The sequence below is a fragment of the Mesorhizobium sp. P171375 genome (assembly GCF_057786075.1).
This window is the reverse complement of the sequence record NZ_JBYNWF010000001.1, coordinates 589268-605403: the sequence shown is the minus strand read 5'-3', so window position 1 is coordinate 605403 and position 16136 is coordinate 589268. Positions and strand designations below refer to the sequence as shown.

Below are 16136 nucleotides of genomic sequence, written 5' to 3'. Positions count from 1 at the left end.
TGTGCGCATGCCGGTCAAGCCGCGCGCCGGCGTCTGGCGCCGGCTGATCAAACGCCGGCTGGCGCTGCTCGGGCTGGTCATCGTTGCCGTCGTCGTCGCCGGCGCCATCCTGGCGCCGTGGCTGACCGGCTACGATCCCAACGAGCAGATGTTCGATGGCCTGACCATCGAGGGGTCGCCCTTACCGCCGAGCGCCCAGTACTGGCTCGGCACCGACCTGCTCGGCCGCGACCTGCTGACCCGCATCCTCTACGGCGCCCGCACCTCGCTGATCATCGGCATTGTCGCCAATGGCGTGGCGCTTCTGATCGGCACGCTGGTCGGCGTCACCGCCGGCTATTTCCGCGGCTGGGTCGGCAGCGCGCTGATGCGCTTCACCGATCTGATGATGGCGTTCCCGGCCCTGCTGCTCGCCATCTGCTTGGCGGCGGTATTCCAGCCGAGCCTGTGGATCGTCGCCATGGTCATCGCGCTGGTCAACTGGGTGCAGACCGCGCGCGTCATCTACACCGAAACATCCTCACTCGCTGAGCGTGAATTCATCGACGCTGAACGCACCATCGGCGCCGGAGCGCCGCGCATCCTGTTTCGCCACATCCTGCCGCATCTCCTGCCGACCATCATCGTCTGGGGCACGCTCGGCATCTCGACCACGGTGCTGCTGGAAGCGACTCTCTCCTTCCTCGGCATTGGCGTGCAGCCACCAACGGCGTCGTGGGGCAACATCATTTTCGAAAACCAGACCTATTTCCAGGCCGCACCCTGGCTGGTGTTCATCCCCGGTGCGGCGATCCTGGCGCTGGCGCTGGCCTTCAACCTGATCGGCGATGCGCTGCGCGACATCCTCGATCCGACGCAAAGAGGCCGGGCATGATCGCCTATCTCGGCCGCCGCCTGATCCAGTCGCTGCTGATCCTGCTCGGCGTCTCGCTGATCACCTTTGCGCTGCTCTACCTCTTGCCGGCCGACCCGGTGCGCCAGATCGCCGGCCGCAGCGCCACACCGCAGACGGTGGAAAACATCCGCCAGCAACTCGGCCTCGACCAGCCTTTCGTCGTTCAGTACTGGCACTATCTCACCAAGCTCATCAGCGGTGATCTCGGCCGCTCCTACATCCAGCGCTCCGAAGTCACAGAGCTCATCGTCTCGCGTCTGCCGGCAAGCCTGCTTTTGATGGTCGGCGCCATCCTGTGCGAATTGCTGATCGGCCTGAGCATGGGCCTGATCGCCGCCGTCAAGCGCGGCACCGCCACCGACCAGACCTTGATGGTCGCTTCCTTCGTCGGCGTCTCGGCGCCACAATTCGTCGTCGGGCTGTTGCTGCTCTACGTCTTTGCGGTGCGGCTGAGTTGGTTTCCGATCGGCGGCTACGGCACCTGGCGGCATCTCGTGCTGCCGTCGCTGACCATGGGCATACTCGGCGCTGGCTGGTATGCGCGCATGATGCGCTCGTCGATGATCGACGTGCTGCGCCAGGACTATGTCCGCACCGCCCGCGCCAAGGGTCTGGCGCGCAGCGCCATCATTTTCCGCCACGCGCTGCCCAACGCCATCCTGCCTGTCATCGCCATGATCGGCATCGACATCGGCATCTTCATGGGCGGCATCGTCGTCGTCGAAAGCGTGTTCGGCTGGCCCGGCATCGGCCAGCTGGCGTGGCAGGCGATCCAGCGCGTCGACATTCCGATCATCATGGGCGTCACGCTGGTGTCGGCCTTCGCCATCGTGCTCGGCAATCTCTTGGCCGACATCATCGCGCCCTTCATCGATCCCCGTATCAAACTCAGATGATCATCAAGCTCAGATGAAAATGAAAAACAAACAGAGAAAGGGAACACAACAATGAAAAAGTTTCTTGCATCCACCGTCGCGGCATCGGGGCTGGCGCTCATGCTCGGCATGGCAAGCGTCCGCGCCGAAGACGCGGTCGACCCCAACGCCAAGCAAGGTGGCGCCATCATCGTCACCTATAAGGACGATGTCGCCACCCTCGATCCGGCGATTGGCTATGATTGGCAGAATTGGTCGATGATCAAGAGCCTGTTCGACGGGCTGATGGACTACGAGCCGGGCACCACCAATTTGAAGCCCGACCTCGCCGAAAGCTACGAGATCGCGCCGGACGGCAAGACATTCACCTTCAAGCTTCGCCACGGCGTGAAGTTCCACAATGGTCGCGAGATGACGGCCGACGACGTGAAGTACTCGCTCGACCGCGTCACCAATCCGAAGACGCAGAGCCCCGGTGCCGGCTTCTTCGGTTCGATCAAGGGCTATGACGATGTCGCTGCCGGCAAGGCGACAAGCCTGTCCGGCGTCACCGTCGTCGACCCCTATACCGTCAAGTTCGAGCTGACCCGTCCGGATGCCACCTTCCTGCATGTCATGGCTATCAACTTCGCTCATGTCGTGCCGAAGGAAGAGGTCGAGAAATACGGCGCCGATTTCGGCAGGCATCCGGTCGGTACTGGCGCCTTTAAACTCACTGAGTGGACACTTGGACAGCGGCTCGTCTTCGAGCGCAATGCGGATTACTGGCACAAGGGCCTGCCGCATCTCGACAAGATCACCTTCGAGATCGGCCAGGAGCCGATCGTGGCGCTGTTGCGTCTGCAGAAGGGCGAGGTCGACGTGCTTGGCGACGTCATTCCGCCGGCCAAGTTCCAGGAGGTGATGGCCGATCCCGAACAGAAGGCGCGCGTCGTCGAAGGCGGCCAGCTGCAGACCGGCTATGTCACCATGAACACCACCATGGCGCCATTCGACAATGTGAAGGTGCGCCAGGCCGTCAACATGGCGATCAACAAGGCGCGCGTCGTGCAGATCATCAACAACCGCGCCGTGCCCGCCAACCAGCCGCTGCCACCGTCGATGCCCGGCTACAACAAGGACTACAAGGGCTATCCCTATGACGTCGCCAAGGCCAAGGCGCTGCTGGCCGAGGCCGGCCATCCCGATGGCTTCGAAACGCAATTGTTCGCCATGAACACCGACCCCAACCCGCGCATCGCCCAGGCGATCCAGCAGGATCTGGCGGCGATCGGCATCAAGGCCAGCATCCAGTCGCTGGCACAGGCCAATGTCATTGCGGCCGGCGGCGACAAGGCCGGCGCGCCGATGATCTGGTCCGGCGGTATGGCCTGGATCGCCGACTTCCCGGATCCGTCGAACTTCTACGGCCCGATCCTCGGCTGCGCCGGCGCGGTGCCCGGCGGCTGGAACTGGTCGTGGTATTGCAACAAGGATCTCGACGCCAAGGCGGCCGAGGCCGACTCGGTGGTCGACCCGGCAAAGGCCGGCGAACGCGACAAGATGTGGAGCGCCATCTACGACAAGGTGATGGAGGACGCACCTTGGGCGCCGATCTTCAACGAGCAGCGTTTCACGCTCAAATCGGCCCGCATGGGCGGCGCCGACAACCTCTATGTCGACCCGGTCCATATCCCGATCAACTATGACAATGTGTACGTAAAAGATGTGCAGTAACTGCGACTACACCATCCACGGGCGCCATCACCATTTCGGCTGGGACAATTCGTTTGTCCCGGCCGAGCGGGTGGCGCCCGGCGCGACCATCGAGTTCCAGTGCCTCGATGCAGGGGGCGGCCAGCTTCAGGCCGACAGCACGGTCGCCGACGTCGCCAAGCTCGACTTCGAAAAGGTCAACCCGGTGACCGGACCGATCTTCGTCGAGGGTGCGGAGCCGGGCGATGCGCTGAAGGTGACGATCGAAATGTTCAAACCGTCCGGCTTCGGCTGGACGGCGAACATTCCGGGTTTCGGCCTGCTTGCCGAGGATTTTACAGAGCCGGCGCTGAACATCTGGAAATACGACGCCGCCTCGCTCGAGCCGGCGCTGTTCGGTAAAAATGCGCGCGTGCCGCTGAAGCCTTTCGCCGGCACCATCGGCAACGCCCCGGCTGAGGTGGGGCTTCACTCGGTGGTGCCGCCGCGGCGCGTCGGCGGCAATCTCGACATCCGCGACCTCGCCGCCGGCACCACACTCTATCTGCCGGTGGAAGTGGCGGGTGCGCTGTTCTCGGTTGGTGATACGCATGCCGCGCAAGGCGACGGCGAGGTCTGTGGCACGGCGATCGAAAGCCCGATGGACGTCGTGCTCAAGCTCGATCTGGTCAAGGACGCCAGGCTGAAGACGCCGCGCTTCACCACGTCGGGCCCGGTGACGCGCCATCTCGACGCCAAGGGTTATGAGGTAACGACCGGCATCGGCCCAGACCTGATGATGGGTGCGAAGGAGGCGGTCGCGCAGATGGTCGACCTGCTCGCGGGCCGCTACGGAATAGACCCGGTCGAGGCCTATATGCTGGCCTCGGTCTGCGGCGATCTCCGCATCAGCGAGATTGTCGACATGCCGAACTGGGTGGTGTCGTTCTACTTCCCGCGCTGCGTGTTTGAATGATCTTGGGTCGGCGCCGCACCCCCACCCCGCTGCTTCGCAGCGACCCTCCCCACAAGCGGGAGGGTGAAGCGCCGGCGCCCTACCTCCCCCTTGTGGGGAGGTCGGACCGAAGGTCCGGGTGGGGGGCGTGCCGGAATAAACTTCTCAGAACCCCGCTCTTGCGATGACCTCGATCCCCGAAACAATCCTCGACATCGCCAACCTCTCCGTCAGCGTGCGTGGCGAGGACGGTGAGCGGGAGGTTGTCTCCAACCTGTCGCTGACGCTGGCGCGTGGCGAGACACTCTGCATTGCCGGCGAGTCTGGCTCCGGGAAGTCAATGACCGCACTGGCGATCATGCAACTCCTGCCGCAGCCGGCTGCGCGTATTTCGTCCGGCAAGATCCATCTCGGCGACACCGATCTGGCAACCCTCGACGAGCGCCAGATGCGGCGCATCCGCGGTGACCGCATCGCCATGATCTTCCAAGAGCCGATGACCTCGCTCAACCCGGTGCTGTCGATCGGTCGGCAGCTGACCGAATCCATCGAGGCGCATACCAGCCTGTCGCAGGCCGAGGCCCGCCAGCGCGCCATCGAAGCGCTCAAGGCGGTGCGCATCTCTGAAGCCGAAAGCCGGCTAAAACAGTTTCCGCATGAGCTGTCCGGCGGCATGCGCCAGCGGGTGATGATCGCCATGGCGCTGGCGCTCGAGCCCGATGTGCTGATCGCCGACGAACCGACGACGGCGCTCGACGTCACCGTGCAGGGCGAGGTGCTGGAACTGTTGCGCGACCTGCAGCGTCAGCACGGCACCAGTGTCATCTTGATCACCCACGATATGGGCGTGGTCGCCGAAATGGCCGACCGCGTCATCATCATGCGGCATGGCCGCATGGTCGAGGAGGGCAAGACCGCTGATATCTTTGCCCGACCGCAGGCCGATTACACGTGCGAACTGCTGGCCGCCGTGCCGCGCATCGGCAGCGGCGTCGGGCGGCAGAAATCCAGGGATGTGCTTGAAGCCTCAAAACCGGCCAATGTCGCCGAGGTCAACGGCTTGCATGTCCGTTTCGATCTGCGCGGAGGCATCTTTGGCCAGGTCACCCGCCGCGTCCACGCCGTCGAAGGCGTCAGCTTCTCGATCGCGCCCAACGAGACGCTGGCGCTGGTCGGCGAATCGGGTTGCGGCAAGTCGACCACCGCCAAAGCGCTGGCAGGGCTGGTGCCGTATAGCGGTGACATCGTTATTGGCGGGCGCAATCTTTCCGGTCTCGGCCGCGTCGAGCGCAAGGCGGTGCGCCGCGACGTGCAGATGATTTTCCAGGACCCGTTCGCCTCGCTCGATCCGCGCATGCGTGTCGGCGATCTCGTCGCCGAGCCCTTGGTGATCCACGGCATCGCCTCGAAGGACGAGCGCCGCGATCGCGTGGCAGTGCTATTCGAGCGCGTCGGCCTGTCGGCCGACCAGATGGAGCTCTATCCGCATGAATTCTCCGGCGGTCAGCGCCAGCGCGTCTGCATTGCACGGGCGCTGGCGCTGCGGCCAAAGCTGATCATCGCCGATGAAAGCGTTTCGGCGCTCGACGTCTCGGTACAAGCGCGCGTGCTCGACCTGCTGAAGGAATTGCAGCGCGAATTCGGCGTCGCATATCTCTTCATCTCGCATGACATGGCGGTGGTCGAGAACATCTCCGATCGCGTCGCCGTCATGTATCTCGGCCAGATCGTCGAAATGGGCACACGCGACCAGGTGTTTTCCAACCCGCGCCATCCCTACACCAGGCGGCTGATCGAAGCCGTGCCGGTGCCAGACCCGGCGCAGCGCAGAAGCCGATTCGCCCGCCTCGACCAGGAGATACCGAGCGCGACCCGCAAGATCGGCGAAGCGCCGCTGAAGCTGGCGCTGAACGATGTCGGCAACGGCCATCTCGTCGCTGCGGAAAGCTGAGCCCGCACTGGTCGGCGATTGGAGCTATTCTTTTACCTTGTTGGGCACAACCAGGCATTGCTGTATTCGGGTTTACCACGCCTTAGGCGGCGGGAGGGATTATACTGGTTGGCTTGGCCTCAGGGGGAAACAGTGCTGAAGGCGGTTCTGCAGCTGCTGCCGGGTCGGTTCATGGATGTGCGTATGCGCGTGTCCGACGGCTACGAGACGCGCGTCGTGGAGCGGCCTGGGCGCTGGATGACGGCGGCCGATCTGGAGCAGCTGAGCAGCGATCTGCGGCTGGTGGCGTCGACGACGCTGAAGGCCGGCAGCCTGACCTATGGCGTGTTTTCCGGCGATCGCAGCCGGCTGGAACATTCCATCATCACCATCGTCTACCGGCGCAGCGACGGGCGGCCGATCGCCTTCAACGCGCTGGCGCTGATGGAGATTTCACTGGCCGGCAAGCCGTATGAGGTCCTGCACCTCGGCCTCGTCATGGTCGATCCGGACGAGCGCAGCCGGGGGCTGAGCTGGATCCTCTACGGCCTGACCTGCTTCCTGATGTTCCTGCGCAACCAGCTGCGGCCGATCTGGATCTCCAACGTCACCCAGGTGCCCGCCGTCGTCGGCATGGTCGCCGAAGCCTTCACCAATGTATTTCCCGGACCGCATGCCGGCGCACGGCGCTCGCTGACCCATGTGCTTTTGGCGCGGCAGATCATGGCGCGCCACCGCCATGTCTTCGGCGTTGGCCCGGAAGCGGGTTTCGACGAAGAGCGCTTCGTCATCACCAATGCCTATACAGGCGGCTCGGACGATCTGAAAAAAACCTTCGACGAGGCGGCCAAGCACCGCGTCGAGACCTATAACGAGTTCTGCCAGAAAGAGCTCGACTATGGGCGCGGCGATGACATGCTACAAATCGGCCAGATGAGTTTCCAGGCGGCGCGCACCTATCTCGCCGACGCGGTGCCGCGCGGCTCGCTTGCCGCCCTTGCCGTGGCGGGTGCCGCCGCCACGCTGCAGCGGCTGGTGCTGCCGGTGGTTCACTGGGCGGATTCGAGCCGGCAATGGAATGTGCTGAGACCATGGACACGCTAGCGGCCTCAGATGCGGTACGCCGTTTCACGCTCAAGCTGATGGCAGCGGAGCCATGAGTTTCGACGACACACTCGTCGCCGACACCATCACCTCGCTGGCGGCGCTGTTCGGCCTGCTGATCGTGATATCGGTCGTCGGCGGGCGCGACGATGGGTTGTCGCGCCGCTTCCTGTTTGGGTTGCGTGTGCTGGCGGTGCTGCTCGCCTGCCGCATTCTGGACTGGACGACCGGCCTCGCCCTCTTCCGCTTCGTCACCATCGCGGCAGCGGGCCTGCTGCCGCTGGCCGCTCTTTTGCTGACTGAGGGCTTGCTGCGCCGGCATGCGCCGTTTGCGCTTAAATTCTTCGCCGCAAGTGGCGCCCTGCTGTTCCTCCTGCTGGCTCTGATCCCGGAAAGCCTTGCAGAGCCATGGCGGATGGCGATGCTTCTGGCCTTCCAGTTCGGTGGTTTTGTCGCCATCGGCTGGCTGGTGATGACGCGCGATCGCGACAGCCTGTCGGCGGCCGAGAACCGCACCGTGGAGCGCATGGCGCTGTCGCTGCTGCTGATCCTTCCGTTCATGGTCACCGACTATCGGCCCGGCCTGTTCGAAGTGCCGGTGCGGCTCGGCGGCATCGCCATCCTGTTCCTGTGCTGGCTGACCATTGGTCTCGGACGGGCGAGCCTCGGCCACCGCGACACGATCGGCGCCTTTGCCGTCATCGCGCTGAGCTCGGTGTTTGCCGGGCTGGCGCTGGGCGGCATTGATGATCTCGGCTGGCGCGGCAGCGTGCAGGGCGTGGTGATCGTGCTGTCGGCGACGCTGCTGGCCGTCATCTACAATGACAGCGTCAGCCTCACCGCCGAAAAACGCCGCGACTCGCTGCTGAAGCACATGGCCGAGGGCGACCTGACGGATTCCGCGCGCTTCCTGCGCGGCCTGCAGCACCATATCCTCGTCGACGGCGCGCTGATCCTGCCGGCCGCCGACCTCGGCGATTTCGACCTGAAGGTGCTGGCGCGGGCGCTGGAACAGGCGCCGGTGCGCTCGCTCGCCGACGTGCAGCCGGATGCCCCCGTGGACGAGGACATACGCGAGCAGCTGGCATGGCTGTTCGAGAAATACGAGGCGACGCATGTGCTGCTGGCGACACTCGACCCGTTGGCCGTGGTCGCGCTCAACATGCCGGCGATGGCATCGTCGCCCGGCGTGGAAATGGAATTGCGCGCCGTGCAGCGCATGGCCATGCTGATCGCGCAGCGGGAGGCCGTGACGTGACGACAAGAAGGGCCGGCGTTTTGTGCCGACCCGTCTTGTGAGTGGATCAGGCGGCCTTGGTCTTCAAGGCCTCTTCGTCTCGGACCATCTTGGTGACGGCGGCGAAGTCGAGCTTGCCGGAGCCGAGCACCGGCACTTTTGAGACGACCCGCACCTCGGCCGGCACCATCAAATCCATGGCGCCATTGGCCTTGGCGAAAGCCAGGAAGTCCGCACGGGCCGCGCCGGGTGCCTCGGTGATGAGGATCAGCTTTTCGCCCTTGCGTGCGTCGGGCACGGTCGCGACCGCCGACAGCGAGCCCTTCCACAATTCTCCGGCCAGCGCTTCGACAGCCGCCAGCGAGATCATCTCACCGCCGATCTTGGCAAAACGCTTGGCGCGGCCGCGAATGGTGATGAAGCCACCCTCGTCGATGGCGACGACGTCGCCCGTGTCATGCCAGCCGTCTTCGAGCGGCTCGAGCACGCCGGGTTTCTCGGCTCGGAGATAGCCGGCCATGACATTGGGTCCGCGCACGAACAGCCGGCCGCCATCGTCGACGCCAGGCACCGGGTCGAGGCGATATTCCATGCCGGGCATGATCTTGCCGACGGTTCCGGAGCGGTTGTACATCGGCGTGTTGATCGAGATCACCGGCGCTGTTTCGGTGACGCCATAGCCCTCGAGGATGCGCACGCCGAACTTCTCCATATAGGTCATGCGCGTCGCTGCCTTGACCGGTTCTGCGCCGGCAAAACAATAGCGTATCGACCGGAAGTCGTAGGGGTGCGCGGTGCGGGCATAGCCTGAGAGGAACGTATCGGTGCCGAAAATGATCGTCGCGTTCGAGCCGTAGATCAGTTCGGGCACGAGGCGGTAGTGCAGCGGTGAGGGGTAGAAATAGACCGGCACGCCCGAGATCAGCGGCAGTACGGTGCCCGCCGTCATGCCGAAGGAATGGAAGATCGGCAGCACGTTGAAGACCTTGTCGCCCGAGTGGAAGTCGATGCGCGACGCCGCCTGGGCGGCATTGGCCAGGATGTTGCGGTGGGTAAGCACCACGCCCTTGGGCGTGCCTTCCGAACCCGAGGTGAACAGGATCACCGCAGGATCGTCGGGCTTGCGGGCAACGCGCGGCGTGCTTTTGCGCAGCAGGCCCAGGAGCTTGTCCTTGAGGCCAATGGTGGCGCGCAAATCATCGAGCCAGACGATGTTCACCGACCGGCCGAGCTCCTCGACCACGGCGTCGAGTTTTGCCTGTTCGATAAAGGCGCGCGAGGTGAGCACGGTCTTCACCTCGGCGGCCTTGCAGGCGGAGAGGATGTTGGCGGCGCCGGCGGTGAAGTTCATCATCGCCGGAACCTTGCCGGAAGACATGACGCCGAGCAGCGTCGCGCAGGAGCCGTTGGCGTTGGGCAGCATGATGCCGAGCGTCTGCTGGCCGGCGTAGAGGTTCTTGAATTTCTCGCCAAGCACGGCCGCAGCCGTCAGCAGCTTGCCGTAGCTCAGCGAACCGGTGACCGGGTCCTGCACGGCGAGCTCTCTCATGCCGCGTTCGGTGGCGGTCTGGATGATCTTTTCCAGCACTGTCTTGTCAATGTCCTGGGTGCGGAAGACGAGGTCCGACATCACCTGATAGAGGGCAGACCCGGCCGCGGCGCGGCGCTTGCGGCCCTTCAGTTCTTGCGGCACTTCGAGCTTGACCGGCTCCAGAATGGTCACCTTGACCTTTGGGAACAGGCGGCGGCGCACATGCTGCGAGCTCAGCCGCGAGAAGTAGGTCTTCTCCAGCCCGTCGATACGCACCGGCACAACCATCGAGCCGGTCTTGTCGGCGACCATGGCGGCGCCGTCATAGACCTTCATCAGGCCGCCGGTAACGGTGATGCGGCCCTCCGGGAAGATGACCAGCGGGTCGCCACCCTGCACGACCTTGATCAGCGTGCGGGTGGACATCGGCTTGGCCGGATTGAGCGGCAAAGCGCGGGCAAGTTTCATGAACGGCTTCATCCACCAGGCCTGGGCGATGGTGTAGTCGATGGCGAAGACCGGCTCCTCATCGGTCAGCGTCAGCGCCAGCGGACCGTCGAGGAAGCTGACATGGTTGAGCGCCAGGATCGGCGCCTTGCCGGCCGCCTTGAGGTTGTCCATGCCCTCGACCTCCAGGCGGAGGAAGGCCCGGAACAGGATGGAGACGAAATCGCGGAAGGGGCTCGTCGGCAGGAATTTCAGCATCAGCCAGGCAGCAATCGCATTGGCCGCGGCGAGGCCGAACAGAATGCCGCCGGTGGAGACTTTGGTCTGGATCAAGGCGACAATAATGCCGCCGACCGTCATGAAGCCGGCATTGACGATGCTGACCGCGGCGACGACACGGGCACGGCGCGCCTCGGGCGACCAAGCTTGCACGGCGGCGAAGGTCGGCACCACCAGGAAGGCGGCTGCGATGGCCATGCCGGCGAGGTCGATCGCGACCCGGATCGTGTTCGGGCCAGCGAAGAATGCACCAAGGGTTTCTGCCTGGGGCGAAGGCGTCATGCTCCAGATCGTCCAGGCCAGATGCAGGCCGAACAGCGCCAGCAGCGACGTGCCGACCGGTGCCGGCAGAAGCACGATGCGGCCCTGCGACATCCAGGCGGCGATGGCCGAGCCGATGGCGATCGAGACGGCGAAGACCGCGAGATAGACGGTGACCGCCATCTCGTTGCCGCCGAGCGAATCCTTGACCAGGGTCGGCAGGATCGACAGCACGATGGCGCCGATCAGCCAGAACCACGAGGTCATCAGGCCGGCGCGCCAGATGCGCATGTCGGCGCGCAACTCGGCAACCTGACGCCAGGTCGAGCGGAAGATGTTCCTGTCGATGACGAGGTCAGGCGCCGCCGAACCGGTGGATGGGATGTAGCGGCTGACGAGCCAGCAGCCGACGGCGAGCGCCATCATGATCGGTCCGAACACTGTGACACCGATGCCATCGGCGGAAACAACGCCGCCGGCAATGGTGCCACCGAGGATGGCGGCAAAGGTGGCGGACTCGATCCAGGCGTTGGCCTTGGGCAGTTCCTTGCGCTCGAGGTGATCGGGCAGGATGCCGTATTTGATCGGCCCGAACAGCGCCGAGATGATGCCGAACATCGAGAGCGCCACCATCAGCACGGGAATGGACGACAGCGCGATGCCGACGACAGAGACACCCGCCGCGGCGATCTCGGCGAATTTCAGACGCTTGGCGATAAGCGCCTTGTCGAAGCGATCGGCGATCTCACCGCCAAGCGCCGACAGAAGCAGGAAGGGGGCCATGAAGACGGCGCCCGCCAGAGTGACCAGAGACGCCGCCTGATCCGCCGCCAGCGTAAACAGAATAAGAAACACCAGCGTGTTCTTCAGGAAATTATCGTTGAAGGCGGACAGGAACTGCGTCCAGAACAAAGGCGCAAAGCGCCGGGATGTCATCAGATGAGCTGTGGGACGGTTGATCGGGGCGATTTCCATAGCGGCGACTTCCATTGGGCAAGACCGGTGAAATCCTGTTGGGATCGATCAGCGGTCTTGCGCGGTTTGAGCCTTGTTTTAGCGGGAACCCGGTTACACTTCGTTACTACGGCTGACTTCCATCAGCAGCTTCTCGGTCTTGGCGTCTTCCAGCCGGTTGATGAAGCGGCTTGCTTCTTCCGAGTCACGCAACGTCTTGGTGATGGTGATCGAGGTGTGCACGAGCATGATGGCGGCCATGGCGTAAAAGCCCTTGGCGGCGAAGCTCGCCTCCATGAAGTAGATGCCGCCGGCCATCATCGTGGCGGCAACGACGAAACTGGCCATGGTGAAGGTCTTCCAGGCGCTCGAGTCCTTGGGGGAGTAGGTGTTCGGGGTCATCGGTATAATCCTTTCGTTTCAGGGTTAGGTTGGTTGGGCGTGGGTCTGTTTCAGGCCGGATACAATCACGCCGGCTTGGTCATGGTCTTCGTCAGCCGTTCGAGCACGGCGTCGGCGCTGCTTCTGAGCGGTGCGCCGCAGCCGGCGGCCGCGAGCTTTTCGCTGACCGCGGCCGGATCGCCCGACTGTTCCATCTCGGCCATGGCGGCCGCGGTGGCGTCGATCTGCTTTTGCCGTGTGCGCAGGCGCAGCAGCGTCTCCTCGGCGTCCCTGAGCGCCGAGAGGCTTGAGCCCGGCGCGCTTTCGCGCAGGCGCTGGGTCGAGTCGACCGCGGCAACGATGCGCTGGCCGCGCTGCAATTCACGCAGGCGCATTTCAGAGACGCGAATAATCCGCTTCAGCCGTTCGATTTCGGTGCTGAAGCTTTTCTGCGCCTCGCTGGAGGCATCGCGTTCGGCTTCCAGCATGGCGATCGTTTCGGCGGCCTCGCGGGCCAGTTCATTTTGTCCCTGCTCGATCGCGGCGATCGTGCGCTTCTCCAGGTCGTCGATGCGGACGACCAGTTTCTTGAACTGCGCGACTTCCTGTTCGTTCTGGGCGATGGCAATTGCGACCGCCCGGCGGGCAGCGGCGATGGCGTCGGCGCAATCGCGGATCTGCTGGCGCAAGATCACCAGCGCGTTGCGGTCGACGACCGCCTCGGCGGCTTCGTAGCTGCGGCCGCGAACGAGTGCAAAAAACTGTTTCAACATTCCCGTTTCTCCTCTATGAACGTTGTTCACGAATGCAACGTAACACATCGTGAACGACGTTCAAGGGGAAAATGAACGGTGTTCATAAATTTCGTATGAGGAAGGTTAATGACGGCAAAACGGGACGCCAAACGTGAGGATCTCAGGGGCAGGCTGATCGAGGCCGCCCAGGCGCGAATTCAATCCTCGGGGCTCGCCGGGCTGCGCGCACGCGACATCACGGCCGATGCCGGCTGCGCGCTGGGTGCGCTCTACACCGCCTTTGCCGACCTCGACGAGCTCATCCTGCACGTCAATTCGATTACGCTGGCGCGGCTGGGAGAGGCCTTGCAGCAGGAGGCGACGGGCGCCGCAGAGCCAAGGGCGAGGCTGAAGGCGCTGGCCAAGGCCTATCTCGGCTTCGCCCGCGACAACCGCATGGCATGGAAGGCGCTGTTCGAACACCGCATGGCGCCAGGCGTGGCGGTGCCCGAATGGCACCTGGCCGAACATGCGGTGCTGATCCAGCATCTGGTCGAGCCGCTTGCCCAGTTGCTGCCCGCGTTGGACACGCCGGACCTGCTGGCCCGCGCGCGCACCCTGTTCTCCGCCGTCCACGGCATCGTCGCCATCTCGCTCGAAGACCGCTTCATTGGCCTCGCGCCCACTGACCTCGAAAGCGAGCTGCTGGGTTTCGTCGACACGCTGGTGAGCGGGCTGGAGACGGAAAGAGAATGAGCTGCCGCGATCGGCTCTTGCCTCGCCGCTCTCTGCCCTTATGAAGACCGTGGCGCGGACTGGCCTGTTGATTAAGGCCGGCTGAAACTGTTTGGGACATCAGGTGACAATTAATCAGGAACGTCGGTTTCGGCCCGAAATACAAGGGTTGCGCGGACTGGCCGTCACTCTGGTCGTCATCTTTCACCTGTGGCCCTATGTTCTTCCCGGTGGATATATCGGCGTCGACGTCTTTTTCGTCATCTCGGGCTATCTGATCACCGGCTTGCTGGCGCAGATGGCGCTGCGCGACGGTCGCGTCTCGGTGATAGAATTCTATTCGCGACGGATTCACAGGCTTCTGCCGGCCGCGATCCTCGTGCTTCTGGTGACGCTGCTCGGCACGCTGCTGTTCATTTCCAAGGCGCGCTGGGAGGAAACCGCCAAGCAGATTCTGGCCAGCGCGCTCTATGTCGAGAACTGGCGCCTGGCCCATCAGGCTGTCAGCTATCTCGACGCCGACAATCTGCCGACGCCGGTGCAGCATTACTGGTCGCTTTCCATCGAAGAGCAGTTCTACATCGTCTGGCCGGTGCTCATGATCGGCGTGATCTGGCTGGCGCGGCGATGGCAGCTCTCCCTAAGGCGATGCCTGGCGACGACATTGTCGCTCGTTTTCGTTGCATCGCTGGTCGCCTCGGTTATCCTGACGAAAACAGATCCCGCCCAGGCCTATTTCGTCAGTCACACCCGCCTGTGGGAACTGGCGCTGGGCGGCCTGCTGGTGCTTGGCGAGCGCCGGTTTCGGCTGGGAGCGGGTGCAAGGCGGCTGCTGGCGCTTGCCGGCATCGCCGGCGTCCTCGCATCCGCTTTTCTGTTTTCCGCAGCGACACCGTTCCCTGGCCTCAGTGCGATATTGCCAACCTTGGCCACCGTGCTCGTCATCCTGGCTGGCGAAGTCCAAGCCGGCCGGTTTCGTGGACTCGATTGGTGGCCACTTCGTTTCATCGGCGATCGATCATACTCGATCTATCTCTGGCATTGGCCGCTGATCACATTCTTCCTGGGACAGGGCCATTCGCCGACATTTGCCAGTGGTGTCGGCCTGATTGCGGTGACCCTGGTCCTGTCGGACCTGTCTTATCGCTATGTCGAACAACCTTATCGACAACCCCGGGGCGGCGCGTGGTGGAAGCCGCTGGGATACGGCACCATCGCGGTCTTGGCATGCGTGGCGGCATCCGAGGCGCTGCTGCATTTTGTGACGACGCAACGCACCGACATTACGCTGATTGGCACGCTTGCCTATCCTGGGCCCGCCGCTCTGCTGGCCGGCGCCGCGGTTCCGGAGGGTGTGGACCTGCTGCCGCCGTTGGCCAGGCTAAGGCGGGACGTGTCGAGTTTGTTCGCAGCGGGATGTCAGCAGAACCTGAAAGGCGCCAAACCGGTGGGATGTGTGCTGGGCGACCCGGCCGGCGCGAAAACCATCGTCCTCGTGGGGGATTCTCACGCGGCCCAATGGGGTCCAGCTCTGAACAAGATCGCCAAGGACCGCAAATTCAAACTGGTTTCTTTCTCGAAATCCGCCTGCGCATTCGCGCGTGCGCCCACCATGTCGGACGGCAAACCGTATCCATCCTGCTACGAGTGGCGAGAGAAAGTGCTGGCCGAAATCCTTAAGCTCAGACCGTTCGCTGTTATCACCAGCCAGTCCAACGCAGGATCGGTTCCCGATGACCTGATGATCGAAGGGCTGCGCGACGTCTGGAGCAGACTGACGGAGGCGGGCTCCCGGATCATCGTCATCCGCAACACGCCCTTGATGGCATTTGAGCCCGGCGATTGCCTGAGCGCCACGCCTGTAAAATGCTTCACCAAAAGAAGCGACGCCGAGCTCAACGACGTGTTGGCGCTTGCTGCAGAGGGTCAGAAAAATGTGCGCGTCGTCGATATGACCGACGCCATGTGCGGGCTGGAACTATGCCCGGCGGTTGTCGGCAATATGATCGTTTGGCGCGACAATGGTCATTTGACGGCCACCTATTCGCTTGCGCTCGCGCCCTATCTCGCTCCCAGGCTCGGGCTTTGACGCAATTCCCGAGAGGAAAGCGCTGCGCGCTTTTCCGAATCCGTTCGGGACGAGC

At 63.7% G+C, this 16136-nt stretch carries 12 protein-coding genes; 9 read left to right on the top strand and 3 right to left on the bottom strand.

The genetic code is table 11. From position 1 onward, the window contains the following. The first annotated feature begins 7 nt into the window (after positions 1 to 7). The 7 genes from ACYHH6_RS02990 to ACYHH6_RS02960 all read left to right on the top strand — a co-directional run bounded on the left by ACYHH6_RS02990 (position 8) and on the right by ACYHH6_RS02960 (position 8691). Positions 8 to 874, top strand: a complete 867-nt coding sequence (locus tag ACYHH6_RS02990; protein WP_352586630.1) for an ABC transporter permease — start codon at positions 8 to 10, stop codon at positions 872 to 874. Further along, positions 871 to 1791, top strand: coding sequence for an ABC transporter permease (locus ACYHH6_RS02985; protein WP_352586540.1), 921 nt, complete (start codon positions 871 to 873; stop codon positions 1789 to 1791). Before ACYHH6_RS02990 ends, ACYHH6_RS02985 begins: the two co-directional genes overlap by 4 nt. A gap of 99 nt (positions 1792 to 1890) precedes the next feature. Continuing rightward, positions 1891 to 3486 (top strand): ABC transporter substrate-binding protein, encoded by a 1596-nt coding sequence (locus tag ACYHH6_RS02980; protein WP_352586632.1) that lies wholly within the window; start codon positions 1891 to 1893, stop codon positions 3484 to 3486. Continuing rightward, positions 3476 to 4420 (top strand): acetamidase/formamidase family protein, encoded by a 945-nt coding sequence (locus ACYHH6_RS02975; protein ID WP_352586541.1) that lies wholly within the window; start codon positions 3476 to 3478, stop codon positions 4418 to 4420. Before ACYHH6_RS02980 ends, ACYHH6_RS02975 begins: the two co-directional genes overlap by 11 nt. A 163-nt stretch (positions 4421 to 4583) precedes the next feature. Continuing rightward, positions 4584 to 6350 (top strand): ABC transporter ATP-binding protein, encoded by a 1767-nt coding sequence (locus ACYHH6_RS02970; protein WP_352586542.1) that lies wholly within the window; start codon positions 4584 to 4586, stop codon positions 6348 to 6350. Between the two features lie 132 nt (positions 6351 to 6482). Further along, positions 6483 to 7433: a hypothetical protein gene (locus tag ACYHH6_RS02965; protein WP_352586543.1), complete on the top strand. Its 951-nt coding sequence runs from the start codon at positions 6483 to 6485 to the stop codon at positions 7431 to 7433. A 52-nt stretch (positions 7434 to 7485) separates the two neighbouring features. Further along, positions 7486 to 8691, top strand: coding sequence for a hypothetical protein (locus ACYHH6_RS02960; RefSeq protein ID WP_352586544.1), 1206 nt, complete (start codon positions 7486 to 7488; stop codon positions 8689 to 8691). A gap of 46 nt (positions 8692 to 8737) precedes the next feature. Here ACYHH6_RS02960 and ACYHH6_RS02955 read toward each other — a convergent pair whose 3' ends face one another. From ACYHH6_RS02955 to ACYHH6_RS02945, 3 genes are all read right to left on the bottom strand, one after another. Then, positions 8738 to 12163, bottom strand: a complete 3426-nt coding sequence (locus ACYHH6_RS02955; RefSeq protein WP_352586545.1) for an acyl-[ACP]--phospholipid O-acyltransferase — start codon at positions 12161 to 12163, stop codon at positions 8738 to 8740. Positions 12164 to 12256: 93 nt separating this feature from the next. Further along, positions 12257 to 12544, bottom strand: a complete 288-nt coding sequence (locus ACYHH6_RS02950) for a YiaA/YiaB family inner membrane protein (protein ID WP_192254861.1) — start codon at positions 12542 to 12544, stop codon at positions 12257 to 12259. A 65-nt stretch (positions 12545 to 12609) separates the two neighbouring features. Then, the gene (locus ACYHH6_RS02945) at positions 12610 to 13296 is read right to left on the bottom strand and encodes a PspA/IM30 family protein (protein WP_352586546.1); all 687 of its coding nucleotides are present in this window, start codon (positions 13294 to 13296) and stop codon (positions 12610 to 12612) included. A gap of 108 nt (positions 13297 to 13404) precedes the next feature. Between ACYHH6_RS02945 and ACYHH6_RS02940 the strand changes: the two genes are divergently transcribed. Both ACYHH6_RS02940 and ACYHH6_RS02935 read left to right on the top strand, forming a co-directional pair. Further along, entirely contained in the window at positions 13405 to 14013 is a 609-nt protein-coding gene (locus tag ACYHH6_RS02940; protein WP_352586547.1) for a TetR/AcrR family transcriptional regulator, read from the top strand. A gap of 103 nt (positions 14014 to 14116) precedes the next feature. Then, the gene (locus ACYHH6_RS02935; protein WP_352586548.1) at positions 14117 to 16081 is read left to right on the top strand and encodes an acyltransferase family protein; all 1965 of its coding nucleotides are present in this window, start codon (positions 14117 to 14119) and stop codon (positions 16079 to 16081) included. The last annotated feature ends 55 nt before the right edge of the window (positions 16082 to 16136 follow it).